The 19,610-nt window shown below is 64.4% G+C and carries 17 protein-coding genes; 10 read left to right on the top strand and 7 right to left on the bottom strand.

The genetic code is table 11. The features are described 5' to 3' along the window. Positions 1 to 300: 300 nt before the first annotated feature. Genes BN1233_RS23815 through BN1233_RS23800 form a run of 4 tightly spaced genes read right to left on the bottom strand, consistent with a single transcriptional unit; the run spans position 301 to position 3,451 of the window. The gene (locus BN1233_RS23815; RefSeq protein ID WP_046866071.1) at positions 301 to 1,569 is read right to left on the bottom strand and encodes a COG3904 family protein; all 1,269 of its coding nucleotides are present in this window, start codon (positions 1,567 to 1,569) and stop codon (positions 301 to 303) included. 24 nt (positions 1,570 to 1,593) lie between these two features. Next, positions 1,594 to 2,040: a hypothetical protein gene (locus tag BN1233_RS23810; protein ID WP_046866070.1), complete on the bottom strand. Its 447-nt coding sequence runs from the start codon at positions 2,038 to 2,040 to the stop codon at positions 1,594 to 1,596. A 15-nt stretch (positions 2,041 to 2,055) separates the two neighbouring features. Next, positions 2,056 to 3,105, bottom strand: a complete 1,050-nt coding sequence (locus BN1233_RS23805) for an aldo/keto reductase (protein WP_046866069.1) — start codon at positions 3,103 to 3,105, stop codon at positions 2,056 to 2,058. A gap of 1 nt (position 3,106) precedes the next feature. Then, the gene (locus BN1233_RS23800) at positions 3,107 to 3,451 is read right to left on the bottom strand and encodes a TIGR04076 family protein (RefSeq protein WP_046866068.1); all 345 of its coding nucleotides are present in this window, start codon (positions 3,449 to 3,451) and stop codon (positions 3,107 to 3,109) included. A 121-nt stretch (positions 3,452 to 3,572) separates the two neighbouring features. Here BN1233_RS23800 and BN1233_RS23795 point away from each other — a divergent pair, with 121 nt between their 5' ends. From BN1233_RS23795 to BN1233_RS23765, 7 genes are all read left to right on the top strand, one after another. After that, positions 3,573 to 4,331 (top strand): ABC transporter ATP-binding protein, encoded by a 759-nt coding sequence (locus BN1233_RS23795; RefSeq protein ID WP_244470770.1) that lies wholly within the window; start codon positions 3,573 to 3,575, stop codon positions 4,329 to 4,331. Further along, a complete protein-coding gene (locus tag BN1233_RS23790) occupies positions 4,328 to 5,050 on the top strand; it encodes an ABC transporter ATP-binding protein (RefSeq protein WP_046866066.1) in 723 nt (240 codons plus the stop codon). The genes BN1233_RS23795 and BN1233_RS23790 overlap by 4 nt, the downstream gene beginning before the upstream one ends. Beyond that, complete coding sequence (locus BN1233_RS23785; protein ID WP_046866065.1) at positions 5,047 to 5,967, top strand: branched-chain amino acid ABC transporter permease; 921 nt, start codon at positions 5,047 to 5,049, stop codon at positions 5,965 to 5,967. Before BN1233_RS23790 ends, BN1233_RS23785 begins: the two co-directional genes overlap by 4 nt. Then, positions 5,967 to 6,929: a branched-chain amino acid ABC transporter permease gene (locus BN1233_RS23780; RefSeq protein WP_046866064.1), complete on the top strand. Its 963-nt coding sequence runs from the start codon at positions 5,967 to 5,969 to the stop codon at positions 6,927 to 6,929. Before BN1233_RS23785 ends, BN1233_RS23780 begins: the two co-directional genes overlap by 1 nt. Then, on the top strand, positions 6,926 to 8,557 hold the full coding sequence (locus tag BN1233_RS23775) for a phytoene desaturase family protein (RefSeq protein ID WP_046866063.1): 1,632 nt from the start codon (positions 6,926 to 6,928) through the stop codon (positions 8,555 to 8,557). Before BN1233_RS23780 ends, BN1233_RS23775 begins: the two co-directional genes overlap by 4 nt. Positions 8,558 to 8,617: 60 nt before the next feature. Beyond that, positions 8,618 to 9,496, top strand: coding sequence for a hypothetical protein (locus BN1233_RS23770; RefSeq protein ID WP_046866062.1), 879 nt, complete (start codon positions 8,618 to 8,620; stop codon positions 9,494 to 9,496). 108 nt (positions 9,497 to 9,604) lie between these two features. Beyond that, on the top strand, positions 9,605 to 11,098 hold the full coding sequence (locus tag BN1233_RS23765; protein WP_244470769.1) for a phospholipase D-like domain-containing protein: 1,494 nt from the start codon (positions 9,605 to 9,607) through the stop codon (positions 11,096 to 11,098). 465 nt (positions 11,099 to 11,563) lie between these two features. Here the strand turns inward: BN1233_RS23765 and BN1233_RS23760 are convergent, their stop codons facing one another. Beyond that, on the bottom strand, positions 11,564 to 12,571 hold the full coding sequence (locus tag BN1233_RS23760; RefSeq protein WP_244470768.1) for a putative bifunctional lysylphosphatidylglycerol flippase/synthetase: 1,008 nt from the start codon (positions 12,569 to 12,571) through the stop codon (positions 11,564 to 11,566). A 93-nt stretch (positions 12,572 to 12,664) separates the two neighbouring features. Then, complete coding sequence (locus tag BN1233_RS23755; protein WP_046866211.1) at positions 12,665 to 13,426, bottom strand: endonuclease/exonuclease/phosphatase family protein; 762 nt, start codon at positions 13,424 to 13,426, stop codon at positions 12,665 to 12,667. Between the two features lie 1,473 nt (positions 13,427 to 14,899). Between BN1233_RS23755 and BN1233_RS23750 the strand changes: the two genes are divergently transcribed. The 3 genes from BN1233_RS23750 to BN1233_RS23740 all read left to right on the top strand — a co-directional run bounded on the left by BN1233_RS23750 (position 14,900) and on the right by BN1233_RS23740 (position 18,151). Then, positions 14,900 to 16,108 carry an efflux RND transporter periplasmic adaptor subunit gene (locus BN1233_RS23750; RefSeq protein ID WP_048708422.1) on the top strand — a complete coding sequence of 403 codons (1,209 nt, stop codon included), beginning with the start codon at positions 14,900 to 14,902 and terminating at the stop codon, positions 16,106 to 16,108. 82 nt (positions 16,109 to 16,190) lie between these two features. Continuing rightward, the gene (locus BN1233_RS23745) at positions 16,191 to 16,916 is read left to right on the top strand and encodes an ABC transporter ATP-binding protein (protein ID WP_046866061.1); all 726 of its coding nucleotides are present in this window, start codon (positions 16,191 to 16,193) and stop codon (positions 16,914 to 16,916) included. Continuing rightward, positions 16,916 to 18,151: an ABC transporter permease gene (locus BN1233_RS23740; RefSeq protein WP_046866060.1), complete on the top strand. Its 1,236-nt coding sequence runs from the start codon at positions 16,916 to 16,918 to the stop codon at positions 18,149 to 18,151. The genes BN1233_RS23745 and BN1233_RS23740 overlap by 1 nt, the downstream gene beginning before the upstream one ends. Positions 18,152 to 18,439: 288 nt before the next feature. On the opposite strand, the gene BN1233_RS23735 is transcribed toward BN1233_RS23740, so the two are convergent. After that, entirely contained in the window at positions 18,440 to 19,390 is a 951-nt protein-coding gene (locus BN1233_RS23735; protein ID WP_052763909.1) for an isoaspartyl peptidase/L-asparaginase family protein, read from the bottom strand. Positions 19,391 to 19,610 lie beyond the last annotated feature (220 nt).

The following is a 19,610-nucleotide window of genomic DNA, read 5'->3' as shown; positions in this document are numbered from 1 at the left end:
AGAATGACGATATGCGAGTTGTCTCGGTTCAGGGTGGAGCGAAGCGATCCAGGAGCGCATCCGTCGACGGGTAAATTGCTTCGCCTCCGGCTCGCAAAGACGGTGGAGGATCCAGCGCCTGCTCTCGTTTCCGAGTGTGTTCTTCCCTCCCTCACGCCCTCATCGTCATTGCGAACGAAGTGAAGCAATCCAGGCTGCCGCCTCAGGATGAATCATTTCGCCCGCGGCTCGCAATGACGATGTGGATCAGCAAACAGGCTGGGCGACTGCGCCTTACGACAACGGAGTAGTCACTCCGAACTACGGCGTCCTCACTCCCGTGGCCGCGAGCCCTGGGCCCCAAGCGGCGTCCACCAGGGCGGCGGGTGGAGCCAGGGTGATGGTGAGCGGTTTGAGATCCAGGACGAGCCGTTTGAGGGCGCCGAACGGGAGCAGCGGCAGTTCCTCGTCCGAGCGGACCGTGAATGACGCGGATTCGTCGTCGGATCGGGTAAGTGTCGCGTCGACGCTGGCACGGATGCGGGCGCCGTCGTGGAATTCGAGCCGATGCGGTCCGGGGAAATCGGGTCTTGGGCTGTCGTGCAACCCGATGGCGATGCGGTCGAACCTCAGGTTGATGCCGGCTCCTTTCCGACCGTTCAGGCAGATCCTCACGCCGAGCGTCTTCCCGTCCTCCGGACTGGCTTGCAGGCAGCTCAGGCTCCGCGTCCAGCGGATGGCCACGTATTGCGCTGTGCCGGATAGGCCTTCGACGAGCGCCACGCTCTCGCGCATGTCCGCTTCCGCCGTTCCAAGCGGCTGGGTTCTTCGGATTCCAGGAGTCGCCTTCGCGGACTGATCCTCGCGTAACCTGGGCGGAAGCGCGGCATCCGAGAGGAAGAGGCCGGATTTCCGCCAGCCGCCCCGATAGGGGTTTACGGTCGTCACGCCGGCGGCTGCCATTTCCGCCGGGCTCAGAACGGACATCTTCTCGTGCGGAGTCTGGAGCATGCGGGCGAGGATTTCGGCGGGCATCTCGATGCGCGCGAGCGCTGCCAGAGTCGACCCGAGATCCTGTTGAAGCAGATCATAGGTCTCGACGAGTTCAGCATCGCGCGCCATCAGGCTCCTGCCGCTCCGCGGCTTCGCGCGCAATTGCATGCGATGGACCCCGAGGCGCGAGCCCGCGAAGGCGATGCGCCTCGGGGCCCCGGCCTCCTTTGAATACCCTCCGAAGAAGATCATCGCGCAGGCGCTCAGGCAGCTCGCGCCGGGAAGGAGCACGGTGCCGACGCCGTTCTGGCGAAGATGCTCCGCAATTGCGATCGCCGTCTCGACGACACCTCCGGGAGAGCGAAGCGAAACGAAGAGCTGATCCGGCGCCACCCGGCCCTTGAGCAGGATGAGAGCCATTCGAACCCGCCGCTCATCCCCCTCGGCAATGTCGCCTTCTATCTGAAGGAGGGGAATCCCGAGCTCGGCATGATCGATCGTGCGGATCTCGGCTGCGAAAACCGGGGCGACAACCCATGCGCCGAACACGACGACGATCCCGACCAGGATGCCCCGCCATGCAGCGACCACCGCCATGTACTCCTCCCCACGCAACCTTGACTATGAGGGTTCGGATGCGGAAGCGCCAGTCCATGCGGTCGTCCAGGTCTCCTGCAGTGCGATCCAGAGGACCCCACAGGGCGCATCTTCAGCCTCGCGCAGCACAGCGAGCGATCGGCGCGCGCTCACCTCCGCGCCGCCCTGAACCTCGACATAGGACATGACGACGAGCGGTGGCTCGCACCGGATCACCATCGGCTCCTCGATGGTGATTTGGAAGCGCTCCGGGCTGCGGCGGCTTCCATAGGCAGAGCGGAGCCAGCCGATAAGCTCGGACCGGGAGAGACGCTGTCCGGTCGGCGCCACCAGGGTGAAGTCCAGTGCGAGGGCGGCCTCCACGCGACGGAAGGCGAGGTCCCCGGAGGGCCCGCTTCCGCCGAGCCAAGCCTCGAAGAATTCGTGCAGTTCCCGGACCTCACGGATGGCGGACGCGGCGAGCGGATGCATTCGCGTGTCGCCGCCTCACGCCTGATTGAGGTTGTAGTGCATGATCCGTCCGTGACGTCCGGTGCGATCCCGCTCGAGAGTGTAGGTGTCTCCGAGCGGCCCTGCTCGGTGGGCGAGGATCCGGTCGATCGCGGCCCGGTCCTCGGCATCGAGGGAGAAGCGGAACACGGCGAGATTGTCCGTGAGATGCTCGGCGTATCGGGCCCCGATGATGATCCCGGCCACGTGCGGGCGATCGAGTGTCCAGCGGGTCGCGACCGCCGTGATGCTCACTCCGTGCCGCCGCCCGATCCCGTGCAGGACCTGCAGCAGCTCCTGGAAGAGCGCCCAACCCCCGAAATCGTCGATGATCAGCTTGTATTTCGCGAGCGAGCGGTTGGCGAAGGGCTCGACCGGCTCCGGCTGCCCGAGCCAGCGTTCCGAGAGGAAGCCGCCGGCAACCGTCCCATAGCAGAGGAGCTTCAGCCTGGTCTCACTGCAGAGCTGTGTCAGCCCGTTCTCGGGCCTCACATCGAGCAGGGAATACTGCGTCTGCATGGAGACGAGCGGCACTCCGGCCTCGAGGAGAGATTGCGTGTGCGGCATGTCGAAGTTCGTCCCGCCGACGAGGTGGATCTTCCCCTCCTGCTGCAAGTCCTTGAGGTGGAGCGCCGTCTCGACGGCGCCTGGGACGGTGTAATCCCACCAGTGGAACTGCACGAGATCGAGTCGGTCGGTGCGCAGCCGCTGCAGCGAGCGATCGATGATGTCGCGCACATAGGTGCGGTCCACACGCGGGAGCGCCTCCCAGTCGGGCACGAACTTGGTATGGACCTTCAGCTTCGCGAGCGCGGCCTCGCCGCGTTCGGCCCGGAGACGCTCGCGGAACCGGCCGATCATTTCCTCGACGCCCGTATAGATGTCGGCGCAGTCGAAGGTCGTTACGCCGGCATCCACGAAGGCTGCCATGTCGGCGACCGCGCGCTCTGCATCGATCTCGCCGTGGCCGCCGGCGAGCTGCCAGCCGCCGCGCAACAGGCGGGAGATCTTGTAGCCCGGCGCGAGGGTGAAGCGTTCGACCTGCACGTTACCGCTTCTCCTGAAGCGGCACGGCGGTAACGTCCGCGTGCCGGAACACGCGCCGCCCGATCCGCGTGATGCGCAGGCGCGAGGGGCAGTTCGGGTCCGGGCAGGCGACCTCGGCGTCGGTCGACATCCAGTCGTTCGGATGAGTCTCCCGCTGCTTGGCGGCGAGTAGCGGCAGCACGGCCGCGAGCGAATAGATCGAGATACCCTGGCCCGGCGGCAGGTGGAGCATCTCGCCGCGAAGTTCGAAGAAGTCGCCGGGCTCCGCGCCGCAATAGAGGCGTGCGCCTTCAGGGGCGACGACCTCGACCCGGAGATCGTAAAGTTCGAAACTGTCGTCCTGCAAGGGGCAACTCCACGTTGCCGGGCACCATACACCCCGATCTCCACCCGGCAATCCATCGCAGTGGACAGGCGTCCCTCCCTCGTCCATGCAGAGCCCTCGGTCCACTGCCTGTTTCGAAGCAATGCTGACTGCGCACGCCATCACGAAGACCTTCGGCGCGAATGCTGCCGTCGATGGCGTGTCGTTCACGGTCCAACGCGGGACGATCACGGGGCTGATCGGGCCGAACGGGGCCGGGAAGACGACGCTTTTCAACTGTCTCGCAGGTGCACTGAAACCGACGAGCGGACGGCTGGAGTTCGAGGGCAGCCGCATCGACGGCCTCTCGCCGGATCGGATTTTCCGCCGCGGCCTCGCACGGACCTTCCAGATCCCGCGACCGTTCCCGGAAATGACCGTGCTCGAGAACGTGATGCTCGCGCCGGTCGGACAGGCCGGCGAGCGCTTCTGGGCGAACTGGTTGACACCCGCTGGGGTGGCCGCGCAGGAGCGTGTCCTCGTCGAGAAGGCCCGGCACTGGATCGATTTCGTGGGCCTCTCGCATCTTGCGCCGGAGCCCGCACGGGTATTGTCCGGTGGCCAGCGGAAGCTCCTCGAACTCGCACGGGTACTCATGGCCGATCCGCGGCTCATCCTCCTCGATGAGCCCGGCGCCGGCGTGAACCCAGCGCTTCTCGACACTATCGTCGCGCGCATCGAGGCTCTCAACGCGCAAGGGATCACCTTCCTGATCATCGAGCACAACATGGACCTCGTCATGTCTCTGTGCCGGCCCATCCTGGTCATGGCGCAGGGGCGATTGCTCCTCACGGGAACCGCGGAAGAGGTGCAGGCCGATCCGCGCGTGGTGGAAGCCTATCTCGGCGGAGCGCCTGTGTGAGTGATGCTCTGGCGATCGAGATGCTCGAGGCTGGCTACGAGCCGGGCCTGCCGATCGTGCGCGGCGCTTCGCTCACCATCGGCACTGGCGAGATCGTCGCGATCCTGGGGCCCAATGGGGCCGGCAAGTCGACGCTCATCAAGGCCGTCGCGGGGCTCGTGCCGATTTCGTCAGGTCGCGTAGAGCTCACCGGTCGCGACATCACTGGCCGGCCGGCTCACCTGTTGCCGCATGAGGGCCTCGGCTTCGTTCCCCAGACCGAGAACGTCTTCGCGAAGCTCACGGTGGCCGAGAACCTCGAACTCGCGGCAGCGATCCTGAAGGCGCCCCGCGGGCGTCTTTCTGCGCTCTACGACCTCTTTCCGGATCTCGCCCGGCAACGCAATCTTCCGGCCGGCCGCTTGTCCGGTGGGCAACGTCAGATGGTGGCAATCGCACGGGCTCTCGTCGGTGCGCCGAAGGTCTTGATGCTCGACGAGCCCTCCGCGGGCCTGTCGCCGAAACTCGTTGGAATCGTGTTCGACAAGCTCGTCGAGGTGCGAAAGTCGGGCGTCACGATCGTGCTCGTGGAGCAGAACGTGAAGGTGGCTCTGGCGATCGCCGACCGGGCCGCCGTGCTTGTCGAAGGACGCGAGCGCATCGTCGAAAAAGCAGATGCGCTCGCGGACGATCCGCAAGTCGCGGCGATCTATCTGGGCCGCCAGCGGGAGCGTGCATGATGCTGCAGCTCTTTGCCGACGGTATCATCATCGGCTCGATCATCGCCCTCGGCGCGATCGGCGTGACGCTGACATACGCGATTCTTCGCTTCGCCAACTTCGCCCATGGCGAATACCTGACGTGGGGCGCCTATTTTGCCTTGAGTGCGCTCGGCGGGATCGTTGCGGTGACGGGGCCGGTCGATCCGATTGGACCCTTATCATTCGGGTGGCCGCTCGTGCTCGCGCTCGGCTGTGCCGCCGTGTTGACGGCCTTGCTGGCGCTTACGCTCGACGCGCTTCTGTTCCGAAGGCTGCGTCGCCACGGCACGACGATCACGCTGATCATCGCGAGTTTCGGAGCAGCTCTCGTACTGCGCAATCTCCTGCAGTTCATCTACGGACCCGTGCCGGAATATTACAGCCGCGAGATCCAGGTCGCGTTGCGGCTCGTGCCGCGGAATGTCCTTGGCGGATTGCGGATCACGCCGGATCAGATCTTCATTCTGGGCCTGACCATCGTGACGGTGGTTGCGCTGCATCTCTTTCTCAGCCGCACGACGCTCGGGCGAGCGATGCGGGCGACCTCGGAGAATCCAGCGCTCGCGCAGGTCACCGGAATCGATATCGATGCGATCGTTCGCGCGACCTGGATCATCGGGGCGGTGCTCGCGGCGGTGGCCGGTGTCTTCGCGGGCCTGACCGTGCAGTTGCGGCCGCAACTGGGGTTCGAGCTCCTTCTGCCTCTCTTCGCTGCCGCGATCCTCGGCGGGATCGGGAGCGTCTATGGCGCCGTCGCGGGGGGATTCATCGTCGGCCTCGCGGAGAGCTTCTCGGTGCCGGTGTTCGGAGCGGAATACAGGGCAGCGACGGCTTTCCTCGTGCTGATCGCGATCCTCCTGGTGCGGCCGACCGGCCTCTTCGGCGAGAAGCCCTGATGCCCGATCTTCTCGGTATCCTCTCCTACGGGACGTTCTTCCTCGTCTTCGCGTCGATCTTCGCACTCGTCGTGCTCGGCCTTAACCTGCAGTGGGGATTCACTGGTCTGTTCAATGTCGGCGTTGCGGCCTTTTTCGGGATTGGCGCCTATACCTCGGCGCTGTTGACCGCGCCGGATTATCCGGAGCAGCTCGGCGGGCTTGGGCTGCCGGTTCTCGTGGGCTGGATTGGCGCGATCCTGATGTCGGGACTTGCGGCACTGATCGTCGGTGTCGCGGCCCTGCGCCTTCGCCATGACTATCTGGCGATCACGACCTTCGGGATCGCTGTTTCGCTGCAGCTCGTGGCGCTCAATGCGCGCGTGCTGACCGGTGGCCCGTTCGGACTGCAATTCATCCCGAGGCCCTTGGCGAGCGTGATCGAGGATAATTTCGCCTGGAACGCTGTCTACCTCGCGATCGTGCTTCTGATCCTCGCGGTGACCTATGTCGCGCTCGAACGTCTCGTGCGGTCGCCCTGGGGGAGGGTGCTTCGCGCGATCCGCGAAGACGAGACGGCGGCCGAGTCCCTCGGCAAGCGCGCCTTCCTGTTCCGCCTGCAATCCTTCGTGATCGGCTGCATGGTGATGGGTCTCGGCGGCGCGCTCTACGCCCATTTCGTGGGCTATATCGCGCCGGAGGATTTTCTGCCGATCCTCACCTTCCAGCTCTGGACGATGTTGATCGTCGGAGGTTCTGGCAACAACCGTGGTGCGATCCTCGGCGCCTTCTTGGTCTGGGCGCTCTGGAGCCTCGCGGGCGGTCTGCTGCGGGATCTCGTGCCCGCCGCGGAGCAGGCGCGGGCGGCGACGCTCCAGGTAGTGCTGATCGGCGTGCTTCTCGCCGCCATCCTCGTGGTGAGGCCACGCGGCCTTCTCGGCGAGGAGCTCGTCATTTCGCAACATACAGGGAAGAACACGTGAGCGACTTGTACGATGTCCTCATCATCGGGGCCGGGCATAACGGCCTGACCTGCGCGGCCTATCTCGCGCGGGCGGGATTGTCCGTGAAGGTCGTGGAGCGTCGGTCGGTTGTCGGAGGGGCTGCGGTCACGGAGGAGTTCCATCCGGGCTTCCGCAACTCCGTCGCGTCCTACACGGTGAGCCTGCTTCACCCGAAGATCATCGCGGACCTCGAACTCGCCCGTCACGGCCTCAGGATCGTCGAGCGCCGCGCAGCCAATTTCCTGCCTGCTCCCGACGGGCGCTATCTGCTCACTGGAGGAGGACGGACACGGCAGGAGATCGCAAAGCTCAGCACGCGCGACGCCGAGCGTTACGAAGCCTTCTCGCGCGAGATCGACACGATCGCGGATGTGCTGCGCGGGCTCGTGCTGGAGGCTCCGCCGAATGTCGTCGAGGGCATGAGCCTGCGCGGTCTTGGGGAACTCCTGCGTGCCGGCGCACTCGGTCGCCGGCTCGGACGTTTGAGTCTCGAAGAGCAGCGCTCGCTGCTCTGGCTCTTCACCCGCTCGGCGCAGGATTACCTCGAGGGCTGGTTCGAAGGCGAGCTCGTCAAGGCGTTGTTCGGCTTCGATGCCGTCGTCGGCACCTATGCGAGCCCGGCGACGCCGGGCACGGCCTACGTCCTTCTCCATCACGCCTTCGGCGAGGTGAACGGACGCAAGGGGGCCTGGGGCCATGCCATCGGGGGCATGGGCGCCATAACCCAGGCCATGGCACGCGCCGCACGCGACGCCGGCGCCGAGATCGAGGTCGATGCGCCAGTCGCGGAGGTGATCGTCGAGGCTGGCCGGGCGACCGGGGTCGTACTGGAGGATGGGCGGGCCCTGCGCGCCCGGGCCGTCGTCGCGAACGTCAATCCGAAGCTTCTCTATACGCGGCTCGTCTCGGACGGCGCGCTGCCGGGTCCGTTTCTCAACCGCATGAGGCTTTGGCGCTGCGGCTCCGGCACTTTCCGGATGAATGTCGCGCTGTCGCGGCTTCCGGACTTCTCGGCTCTTCCCGGACCCGGAGATCACCTCACGGCCGGGATTATTCTCGCGCCCAGCCTCGCTTATATGGACCGGGCTTACCAGGACGCACGGCAATTCGGCTGGAGCCGTGAGCCGATCGTCGAGATGCTCATCCCGTCGACCCTGGACGACACGCTTGCGCCGCCCGGCCGGCATGTCGCGAGCCTGTTCTGTCAGCACGTCGCACCGGAGCTGCCGGACGGCCGTTCGTGGGATGACGTGCGCGACACCGTCGCGGATCTCATGATCGAGACGGTCGACCGCTATGCACCGGGCTTCAAGGCGAGCGTATTGGGCCGCCAAGTGTTGAGCCCGCTCGATCTCGAGCGCGTCTTCGGGCTTACGGGCGGCGACATCTTCCATGGCGCCCTGTCCCTCGACCAGCTCTTCTCCGCGCGCCCGATGCTTGGCCACGCCGATTATCGCGGGCCACTTCCGGGCCTCTATCATTGCGGTGCCGGCGCGCATCCCGGCGGCGGCGTGACCGGCGCACCGGGGCACAATGCGGCGCGGGTCATCGCGCGCGACCTCAAGGGCGGGGCTGTCCGCAAGTTGAGAGAGCGCATCGGTCTTTGATCGTCTTCCGGATCGAACCCCGTCCCGGATGGTTGACCGATCGGCAGACACGACAAAGCCATGGAGATCACAGGCGCCTTCACGGTCAGCCCGGCCGAGGGTGAGCGCCCCGGAGCGCTGGCCTCGTTTCCGTATGACACCGCTCTCGTGGAGCGCTTTCGGGAGTCCTTTCCCCGCGCGCGCTGGCGTGCGGACGAGCTCGCCTGGTTCATCCCGGGCACGACAGCCGTCGCGCGCGTCGAGGCCTGGATCGCCCGGGAGCTCGCCGACCTCGATCGCCACGCGGATGCGCGAGGGCGCGACGCCTTCGCGTTCGAGCCGATCGAGAGCCCCTATCTGACGCCTGCCGACGATCTGCTCGTGCGCACGCCTTATTCGCGGACGGTGGTCAGGGAATTGCGCGCAACTCCCTTCGCGCGCTGGGATCCGGAGGAGCGGGTCTGGCGCGTACCGTATCGCTCGCTCGAAGAGCTGCGCCGTCGCTGGCCCGAAGTCGAGGCGGCTGCTCGTCGGAACGAGCCGGAGGCGAAGCGGCTGCGGCGCGAGCAAGTGGGACCGAACCCGGAAGAAGCCGCCCTCCAGGCGGAGCGGCGGCGCCGGCGCTATCCGCTGCGGGCCGACGACCCTCCGCCTGTGGACGAGCCGGTCTCCATCTATCGTTTCGGAGTTGTGGTCTTCGAAGCGATGGGGGAGGTCGTGACCGATCTGCCGGTCGCGTTTCCCCACACGGGAGGCGGGGACCTCGTCTGGGGATGGTGGCGCATGCCGACCTTCCGAGAGCTCGCGGCCGTGAAGCCGGAGCGTGAGCCGGCATCCCGCGAGGAGCGAGAGCGACGGGGCTGGTGGAGGCCCGATCGCGAGGAGCTGCGCGAGCGGCGGCGGACGCTGCGTGCGGCGGAGCGGCGTCATCACGAGGCGGCAGACCTGTCGTCGGATTGATGCCTCGTCGCTGGCCCGGAACCGGCCCGTGGATGCTCATCGGGAATGGCCGCGGAACCTCGGCCGTGGTGCCGGGTTAGCCCTTTGGGTTCCGAGGGGCTGTCTGGCGTGCGCGTAGAGCAAGACCTGAGCCATGCCGAAAGGGTTGTCGAGCCCGATGTGTCTTCGGCACAGGGTAGGCGGATTCTGGCGCCCGGCCGGAATTGCTGGCGGGTCGAGGAGAGTCGGAATGCCGCTGTCCTGATCGACGGCGCTTCGTATTTCTCCACGCTCGAGGCCGCGCTTCGGCGCGCGGAGCGGTCGATCTGGATTCTCGGTTGGGATTTCGACGGGAGCATCCGGTTGCGGCCGGATGTCGGACCGGAGGAATCGCCACCACTCGGTCCACTCTTGCGATCCCTCGTCGAGGCGCGACCCAACCTCGAGATCAGGATCCTGGTGTGGAGCCTTGCACCGGTCCATGCGCCGGGTGACCCGGTGCCGCTGCTTCTCGGCACCGACTGGCAGCAGCATCCACGCCTCGTCGTGCGGCTCGATACGCATCATCCCCTCTATGCCGCGCACCACCAGAAGATCGTGTGCATCGACGATTCTCTCGCCTTCGCGGGCGGGATGGATCTGACAGTCCGGCGCTGGGATACCTCTCGCCATGCGGCAGACGACCCGGTTCGGCTCGGAGCCAACGGCAAGCCATGCGCCCCGCTGCACGATATCCAGATGGCAGTCGACGGCAAAGCAGCCCTGGCCATGGCGCAACTTGCGCGTCGGCGCTGGAGAATCGCGACCGGCGAGAAGTTGGGCGCCGTCGAGACGAGGCAGGACCTCTGGCCATCCGATCTGATGTCCGATTTCTGCAATGTGCCCGTTGCAATCGCGCGCACCGCGCCGGCGTGGGGCAGCGAGCCGGAAATCAGAGAGGCGGCTGCATTGACGGCAGATGCGCTGCGTGCCGCGCGGAATCGCATCTATATCGAAGCGCAATACATGACGGCCGGCTTCGTCGGCGACATCCTGTGCGCGCGTCTCGCCGGGCCGGACGGGCCGGAGATCGTTGTCGTGATGACGCATCAGTCCAACGGGCTGGTCGAGCGCCTCGTCATGGGGAGCAATCGCGATCGCATGATCCGCCGCCTGCGGAACGCCGATCGCCATGGACGCTTGCGGGTCTTCTATCCCTGCGTCCCGACACGGGATGGTGAGCGCCGTCAGGTCCTCATCCACTCCAAGCTCATCATCGTGGACGACGTGTTCCTGCGCGTCGGCTCATCGAACCTGAACAATCGCTCCGTCGGGCTCGACACCGAGTGTGATCTGGCCATCGAGGCGCAGGATGTGCGAACCCGCCGCGCGATTGCGAATATTCGCGACCGACTCCTCACAGAGCATCTCGCAGTCCGCCCGGATGACGTATCCCGAGCGAGCATGGAGACGGGCTCCCTCATCCGGGCTATCGATGCCCTGAATCGGAATCCGCGCGGACTGCGAGCCTTCGAGGCGATGGATGACCGTGGCCCTTCGAAGCCGATCTTCGCCACGCGGCTCCTCGACCCGACAAAGCCGTTCGAGCCGCTGTGGTTTGCGAGGCGGGTACATTCGAGGTGATGGTCGTGATGCTCTTTGCGCAAGTTTGCGTTGGGAGGTTGTGAGGGATGTTGGATTGGCGACTTCGCCGCTCGTCGCGACACACTCCGTCATTTCGAGCCGCGGGCGAGGCGAACCATCCGTCGACGGGTAGATTGCTTCACTTCGTTCGCAATGACGAAGAGAGCGTGAGAACGCGAGGAGCAGGGCCGGAAACGGAGTGGCGCTGGATCCACGGCCGTCCATGCGAGCCGCAGGCGTAATGCACTGCCGCTTCCGCCGCACCCCCGTCATTGCGCGCCGTAGGCGCGATGCACCACCCATACCACTGCACTGCCGTCATTGCGAGCCGGAGGCGAAGCAATCTACCCGTCGACCATTGTGCTCCTGGACTGATTCACTCCACACACGATGACGGAGAGGCATGTCGATGGCGTAGCGCATTTACTCATGCCTATCAGCGCGCCGAGACGTCTCCACGGACGCCTAATTCTTTCGCGCGGCGTTCCGGCGTCTGAACAGCAACTCCGTGACGGCGAGCGTCGCCCCGCCGAGCGCGAGCGGCACGAGGAAGTAGACGAAGCGGAAGACGACCAGAGGCCCGATGACATCGGCCTGGGGCAAGAAGTACATGACCACGCTCTCGATGACCCCGAGGCCTCCCGGGACATGGCTGATCAGCACGGCCGTGTTCGCAATCACGTAGATGGATGCTACCCCGAGATAAGCGACATCGGCGACCGCGGCGAGCGCCTGGTGAAGGCAGGCCGCGACGAAGGCGAAGTTGCACGACCCGACGATCACCTGCGCGATCGCGAGGCGAAGTGGCGGCACCTCGAATGTCCAATGATAGATCCTCAAGGGGCGACAGCGCATGGCCGCGAGTACGAGATAGGCCGCAACCGCGAGAAGGCATGCCCACCCCGCGGCAAGCACGATCGGTCTTTCCAGTCCGGTGATCTGCTGCGCCAGTTCCGTACGCAGGAGGAGGGCCATGGCGCCCAGTGTTGCAAGACCAAGACCGACCGTGGCGCCGCAGAACAGGATCACCTTCGCGACCTCGCCTGCAGTGAGGCCCCAACGGGAATAGAAACGGTAGCGTATGGCCCCGCTGCTCAAAAATGCCAGCCCGATGTTGTGGCCGAGAGAGAGGCTCGTGAAAGAGGCGAGCGCTGCCTTGGGATATGCAAGCGGCCGGCCGACATAACGAAGCGCCAGGTAGTCGAAGCCCGTCAGGCAGGTATAGCTCGCGGCAGCGAATGCACCGGACATGATGAGCCGTGACTTGGGAATCGCCATGACAGAGGAAGTGATCTCGTCAAGGCTGTAGCGGCTCAACGTGCGATAGAGCAGGAATACAGCCAGGGAAATGGCAGCGATCGCGATGATCGGCCCCCAGCCTCGGAAGAGAGTTTTCTTCCCGGCCGTCCGTCGTCCGCCGGCGCTCCCGGTCGAAGCCCGTGCCGGATCTTCGCATCTTCGGTCAGTGCTCACCCGATCTCCTCGACGTCTGGGGCTCTCAGGATCCTACAACGCAACAGAGGCAATCCGTGTCCGTCCCGACACCTGGAACGGGAACCGATCGACTCAGGCAACGGGAGCACGACCCTGATTCCGGTGCAGGATCTGGAACTCCACGAGAAGCGGGAGATGATCCGAGGCCACGCGGGCGAGCGGTGTACGGATCGTCTCGGCCCTGAGCACCTGGATCGATCGGCTGACGAAGACATGATCGAGCCGCAGGAAGGGAAGGCGGCTCGGGAAGGTTGGCAGCGATTGCCGGACGAGCGGTGAGCATTGGGCATCCGCCAGACGTGCCGTGAGACGGTGATAGGCGCGGGATCGTGGCAGGGCATTGAAATCGCCCGCGAGAATGATCGGCTCGCGGCAGGCCGGATGGCCGAGCCATTCCGGACCCAGCAGGGCATCGACTTGCGCAAGACGCTCGTCGCGGCGTAGCCCGAGATGGGTGGTGATGACCTGTATCTCCGCGCCGCCGACATTGACCGAGGTCCATAATGCCCCGCGCGGTTCGAGGGCTGGACGTCCGGCCAGTCCCGGAAGGGATGCCGCCTTCACGAGCTTCGCGGGCCTCGGGGTCAGAATCGCGTCGCCATACTTCTCCTCGATGAGATGCAGGGCAGGATGAAAGTGGAACTGCATGTCGAGCGCGCGTGCAATGAATTCCGCCTGATCGACATGGTTGGTTCGCGCACGCCCGACATCGAGTTCCTGGAGAGCGACGATATCCGGCTGACAGGATGCGATGACTTCGGCGATCCGCTCGGGGCGCAGACGCCCGTCCGTCCCGATGCAGCGATGCACGTTGTAGGTCAGTATTCTCGGCACCCTTGCCCCTTGCGCTCCTGCCACATTCTCGGGTCCAACAGGTTCGGCTCGAATCGGTTCCTGACAGGTCAGAATACGCATCAGCGAAAAGAGAAACCGCAAGATTGTCGATTCTTTACTTCTCGCTGTCGCGAAAGCCTGCTGCGCCGATAGGGGCGACGAAGCGAGGGGCAGTGTCATCAGTCGGCAACGGATTGAATAGCAGCGAGTTCGCGGAACGAGCCGTCGTGACGAGTTTGGTAGAGAACGTTATCGAGATCGCCACTTTCGTACGGCGGAATGAGCGACGGAACAGGATGATTATGGCACTGCTGGTCGCCGCAGCAATGCCGTTCAGAACAAATGCCGTTCAGAGCAGGCGATTAAGGCCTTAATCGCCTGTCTGGCGATAAATTCGTCGGAAGAACGAAGTCGGTCATCTGCAGAAAGCTGACACCTCCTCGCCAGGATCCTCGAGCCATTGCCAAGCGGTCAACGGTAGGGGCGCGGCGGAGTGGATTGGATCATGAGTGATTGTAATGGTCCGATGCGATTTCACGGTCGACAAGTCTGGATGTGGTCACCAATCGGGATTGTCGGGCTGGTCGTGGCGAAGTGTTCGCGAGCACCGAGGTTATTCGAGCAGTCATTGCCGAAAGTCACGGCTGGGCGCGCTACTGCACGTCCGGATGCTCAGTCGAACCGTTTCGAGAGCTGATCCCGTCATCCCGGAATCAGCTCTCATGCATGGCGTTCTTGCATTCTGATGGTGAGTCTGACCTACGTCACCAATGCTCTATGGAGGCGACTGCTGGAAGCACGCGACATCATACTGGGAGACACTATTCTGATTGTTCGAGTTTTGCGGTTGCTCTCCCGCGTAGACGGTTCCTGCCTTTCCGTCAGGATTGAAGGCAGAGCCCGGTGCTGACATGGCGTTGCCGGGCCTCGCAGTGTCTGCGAAGTCCTCACACGATTTGTTCGGCTGCCCGGTGGACGTGCCGGTATGAGGGTTGGCGGCTAAGGCAACTCCGGACCCAGCGAGGAATACCGACGAGCTTATGGTGATAGCGGCTGCAATGGGGTGTCTCATTGAGGGGGTCCTTCTTCTGTCCCTCGCCCCTGCAAATAATACACGAAATCTTTACACGGCGACGGCGTGCGGCCGCACTTCCGCCTTCTGTTTCAGCCATGGTTTGCGCTGTAATATCAAGTGGTTGATGCGTATCCCCTGCCGCAGTCGCGTGATCTTGAACACTGAGGTTGGGTCATGGCTTGGCAGTTGGCTGCGCAAGACAATCGTTTCAGCCATTGTGCGAAGATCCGGACAATCCTGAGGACGCAGAGAGTGCAGTGACATAGCAGTCACCACATGTCTGGGCCTGTCGTGGCCGCCGGATGCGCAAGCAGTCCCGGCCAGGGCCTGGGGGGTATGCCGTCTTTGATACGTGTCGAGCGATCATGGACAGGAGCGAGAGAAGTGCATTCCATCCCATGCTTGAAGGCTCTCCGCGTGAGAGCCACGAGAGCTCGGCCGCGGCCAAGTGGGTTGTCGGTCTCGCGTTTGTCATCTTTCTTTCATCGGTCCGCTGGGAAGTGCCGTCCGGTATCGGCGGCCAGGAGCGTACCTTGCGCTACGCATCCGTGGTGCAAGGCGATATCGTCCGCGGCATAACCGCGGCTGGAACACTCGAAGCTGTCGATACGGTCGAGATCAGCTCGCAGCTCTCCGGGCAGATTGCCAAGGTCATGGCGGATCACAACTCCATGGTGCGGGAAGGTGATCCTCTCGCAGCCCTGGACAGTGCGACTTACGAAGCAAGTGTCCAGGAAGCTAAGGCTGCACTAAAGGTCGCTGAGGCGGAACTCGAAGATGCTAGGGCGGCGATCGAGGGCGTTCAAGTTCGCTACGATGAAGCCCTGCGAGACTTCGAGGCGAAGAGCTCCCTCTCTCGGGGAGGGGCTACCTCCCCGAGAGAGGTCGACCGAGCCCGTGCCGCTGCTCAAGCTCTGGCTGCGGAATTGGCCTCCACCAAGGCACGCGAGCAGGTCCGCTCGGCCCAGACGGTTGCTGCACGCGCCGCTCTGACGCGCGCCGAGATCGATCTACGACGCACGGTGATCCGATCACCCATTAACGGCATTGTGATTCGGCGCAGCGTGGAGCTCGGTCAGACGGTTGCTTCCAGCTTTCAGGCGCCCACGCTGTTCACTCTCGCCCGCGATCTGGCGGACATGCGCGTCAATGCATCGGTTAATGAGGCTGATATCGGCTCGGTGCAGGTCGGGCAACGGACCACCTTCGCGGTCGATGCCTATCCTGGTCGCTCCTTCGGGGGGCGAGTGCTCGAAATTCGCAAGGCGCCGCATCCGGTGCAGAACGTCGTAACCTATACGGTCATAGCCTCCGCTCTCAATCCGGATGGCCTTCTCCTGCCGGGAATGACCGCCGACCTGCAAATCGTGATCCAGGAGCATCACGATGTGATGGTTGTACCCAATGCTGCATTGAGTTTCGATCGCGCGTCCGGAGGAAGAGGCCGCAGCGTCGAGCCGGGGAAGGGTGTGCTTTGGGTCCTGACGCAATCGGGAGGGCTCGCCGAAACGACGGTATCGCTGGGCGCAAGCAGCGATTCTCTTACAGAAATCGTATCGCCTGATCTACGGCTCGGCGAGCAAGTCGCCCTTGGCTATCGCGACTGACCCGAGAGCGATTCAGTCGCGGAGTCACTTTGGACTTTTGAGTTGCTTCGCTCCAGGCGGAATGCGGGCCGGAAGCACGAATATGGGACGGTTGGTCAGACTTGAGGGCATCGGAAAGCGATATCTCGTCGGCGGCGAGGTGGTTCAGGCGCTGTCGGACGTCTCAGTCGAGATCGAGCGTGGAGAGTTCGTTGCGGTCGTAGGCCCGTCCGGCTCGGGGAAATCGACCTTGCTGTCCATCCTCGGGTGCCTCGATCGTCCATCCCAAGGGCGCTACTTTCTCGATGAGACCGACATGTCCAGCCTCGATCGGAGTCGGTTGGCCAGGGTGAGAAACACGTGCATCGGATTCGTCTTTCAGAATTTTGGCTTGTTGCCGCGCCTGACTGCGCTTGAGAATGTTCAACTTCCTCTTTTCTATCGTGATGAGGCGCGGGCTGACGGACGGACCCTCGCCGAGCGCCTGCTCCGGCGGGTCGGGCTCGGAATGCGGTCGGACCACCGGCCGGCCCAGATGTCGGGCGGCGAGCAGCAACGTGTGGCCATTGCCCGGGCCGTCATCAATGATCCGGAGCTGCTTCTCGCAGATGAGCCAACCGGCGCACTCGACACCCGCACTGGAGAGGAGATCCTGTCGCTGCTGCAGGAGTTGCACCGCGCCGGCCTGACCTTGCTCGTTGCGACTCACAATCCTGCCGTGGCTGCGCAGGCCGGGCGGATCATCTGCCTGCGAGACGGTGCAGTCACGAGCGACGAACGTTCGGCGATCTCCCGACTGGCATCCGCCAATGGGCGGGAGCTTTCCTGATGCGCGCCGGCGCGTATGTTCGTCTCGCCCTTCGTTCGCTTCGGGCACAAATGCTGCGTTCGCTGCTCGCTGTCCTCGGCATCGTCATCGGCATCGCGGCCGTGCTGATCGTCGTCTCCGTCGCCGAGGGAGCTCGCGCTGAGATATCGAGGCAGATCGACTCCCTCGGTTCAAATCTGCTTCTCATCCAGCCTGGTACGCAACGCGAGCAAGGCGTGCGCCACGAGGCAGGATCGAACCTCACGCTGACGGCTGCGGATGCGCGGTCCATTGCCCGCGAAATTTCCAGCATCGTCGTTGCGGCGCCCTATGTTGCGGACAGGAAGACGGCAGTGGCCGGCAATCGAAACTGGTTCCCGCTCGTTGCGGGGGTGACGCCCGAGTATTTGGCGGCGCGCGAGTGGAAGCCGTCAAAGGGTGACATCTTCAGCGGCGATCATCTAACCACTGCCGCGAAGGTCGCATTGATCGGGCACACGGTGGCACGCGAGCTGTTCCCGGAAGGGGATGCGATCGGGCACATCGTACGGATCGAACATACCCCGTATACCGTGCTGGCGGTGCTCGCCGAGAAGGGGCAAGACTTTTCCGGCCGGGATCAGGATGACGTCGTGCTCGTTCCGTTGACGACAGCGAAGATTTTCACGGTTGGCCGCAACCAGGTCAATCCTGACGCCGTTCAGTCCATTCTCGTCAAAACCGTCTCGACGGCGTCCTTGAGCGAGGCGGAGAAGTCAATCGGACAGCTGCTGAGGCTGCGTCACAGAATTACTGAGCGAAAAGATGACGATTTCCGCATCCTCAATCTCGTCCAGGTAACACAAGCCCGAGATCAGGCATATCGCCAGTTCACGCTGCTCGTCTCCATCCTTGCTGGTATCTCGCTCCTGGTCGGCGGAATCGGAGTCATGAACATCATGCTCGTATCGGTCACCGAGCGGACGATGGAAGTGGGCATTCGGCTTGCGGTTGGTGCCCGCCCTCGTGACATCCGCTACCAGTTCATCGCGGAGGCCTCTCTCCTCTGCACGATTGGCGGAATTCTTGGACTGGCCTCCGGCTATGCAGCGGCTCGCATGATCAGTTACACCGCGGGTTGGCCGGTCGAATTCAACACGACAATGGCTCTCCTGGCAGTCGCTTGCTCGACCGGCATCGGGCTTCTGTTCGGGTTGCTTCCGGCCGACCGCGCCGCACGTCTCGACCCTGCAGTCGTAATGCGATCAGGGCAATGATTCTGCCTATGCCCAGGGCCGTATCGAAGACGTGGACAGGCAGTTCGGCCCGCTCATGGGGTGGATATGTCAGGAACGTACCCTCTTCAACGTCGTGGCTGAGGGCGAACAAGCATTCAAGCAGCGACGTCGGACCCCCGGCTTGCGCCCGGTCCCGGGACAGCTTTTCGCCGGGCCGCGGTTGAACTCGATCATCGCGTCGGTAGAAACCCGCATGGAAACGGCCGGCGAACCCAGCCGGAATACTTCCGGATCGAAGTCGTTGAGGGCACGCGGTACAATTTCCTCTCAGGTCGAAAGCGTCTCGTCGCCGAAGATCGCCACGGCGATGTGCCCCTCGCGCGCAATGCCGCGATACATGCCCGGCGTGTTGAAGGGCAGGGCGATCTCCCCCCGGTGATCAACCGCGATGAAACCGCCGGTGCCCCCGAAGGCACCGAGGTCATCCAGCACGCGCCGGCTCGCCTCCGCGAGATCGAGGCCTTCGAGCTCGATTCGGCAGGACAGGCGATGGCCCAGCACGAGCCGCATGAAGATCTCCCCGTGGCCGGTTCCTGAGAACGCCACGGTGCGGTTATCCGCGAAGGTGCCGGCGCCGATGATCGGGCTGTCGCCGACCCGGCCCGGCATCTTGTTCGCATAGCCGCCTGTCGAGGTCGCCGCGGCGAGCCCGCCGGCCCGATCGCGTGCCACGGCGCCGACAGTGCCATGGCGATCGCGCTCCGTCGCGGTTGTGCGGCGCTTCTTCGCGGCCTGGACGCGCTCGAGCGCAGCGAGCCGTTCGGGTGTGAAGAAATACCACGGCGGAGCCAGAGGCAGCCCCTCCTGCCGGGCGAATTGCTCCGCCCCGGCGCCCGTCAGGTGGACATGCGGCGTAAGCTCCATCACGGCGCGTGCGGCCGAGACCGGGTTGCGAATCCGCGTTGTGCCGGAGACGGCCCCGGCCGCGCGGTCCCGCCCGTTCATGATCGCGGCATCGTGCTCGATCGTCCCTTCGCTGGTGAGCGCTGCGCCGTGGCCGGCATTGAAGCAGGGGCTGTCCTCCATGACCCGGACGGCTCGCTCGACCGCATCGAGAGCGCTGCCGCCCTCGATGAGCACGGCCCAGCCTTCCTCGAGAGAACGGCGCAGGTCCTTTCGGATAGCCGCCTCACGCTCCGCACTCGCTTCGCCGCGCGCGATCGCGCCCGCACCCCCGTGAATGAGAAGGACGGGTGCAGCGGATAGTGCTTTGCTCATGAGGGCTTCCTGTTCGAGGATGTGACGGATGGGTCGGAGTGGACCCGGTTTCTCCGTCAAAGTCACGAATGCTTGGCCATTCGAATATGGAGCGGGTGATCCGCGCCGGGCCGGTTCCTTCTCCTCAGCCTGCACGAAAGGAGGGGTTCCTCGAAGATGGCGCGGCCGGCCCCTGACGGAAGGGCACTCGACCTCGCCGCTTGATCTGGAAGCCCATCGA

Source organism: Microvirga massiliensis, from assembly GCF_001006805.1.
GTDB classification, from domain to species: domain Bacteria; phylum Pseudomonadota; class Alphaproteobacteria; order Rhizobiales; family Beijerinckiaceae; genus Microvirga; species Microvirga massiliensis.
Note: the sequence above shows the minus strand (reverse complement) of the source record. Positions and strands in the feature narration are given on the sequence as shown.

Bases quoted from the DNA above. Each gene is read 5' to 3' on its own strand.
- BN1233_RS23815 (WP_046866071.1), bottom strand. From the start codon at position 1,569: ATGGCGGTGGTCGCTGCATGGCGGGGCATCCTGGTCGGGATCGTCGTC.
- BN1233_RS23810 (WP_046866070.1), bottom strand. From the start codon at position 2,040: ATGCATCCGCTCGCCGCGTCCGCCATCCGTGAGGTCCGGGAACTGCAC.
- BN1233_RS23795 (WP_244470770.1), top strand. From the start codon at position 3,573: ATGCTGACTGCGCACGCCATCACGAAGACCTTCGGCGCGAATGCTGCC.
- BN1233_RS23785 (WP_046866065.1), top strand. From the start codon at position 5,047: ATGATGCTGCAGCTCTTTGCCGACGGTATCATCATCGGCTCGATCATC.
- BN1233_RS23780 (WP_046866064.1), top strand. From the start codon at position 5,967: ATGCCCGATCTTCTCGGTATCCTCTCCTACGGGACGTTCTTCCTCGTC.
- BN1233_RS23770 (WP_046866062.1), top strand. From the start codon at position 8,618: ATGGAGATCACAGGCGCCTTCACGGTCAGCCCGGCCGAGGGTGAGCGC.
- BN1233_RS23750 (WP_048708422.1), top strand. From the start codon at position 14,900: ATGCTTGAAGGCTCTCCGCGTGAGAGCCACGAGAGCTCGGCCGCGGCC.
- BN1233_RS23745 (WP_046866061.1), top strand. From the start codon at position 16,191: ATGGGACGGTTGGTCAGACTTGAGGGCATCGGAAAGCGATATCTCGTC.
- BN1233_RS23740 (WP_046866060.1), top strand. From the start codon at position 16,916: ATGCGCGCCGGCGCGTATGTTCGTCTCGCCCTTCGTTCGCTTCGGGCA.
- BN1233_RS23735 (WP_052763909.1), bottom strand. From the start codon at position 19,390: ATGAGCAAAGCACTATCCGCTGCACCCGTCCTTCTCATTCACGGGGGT.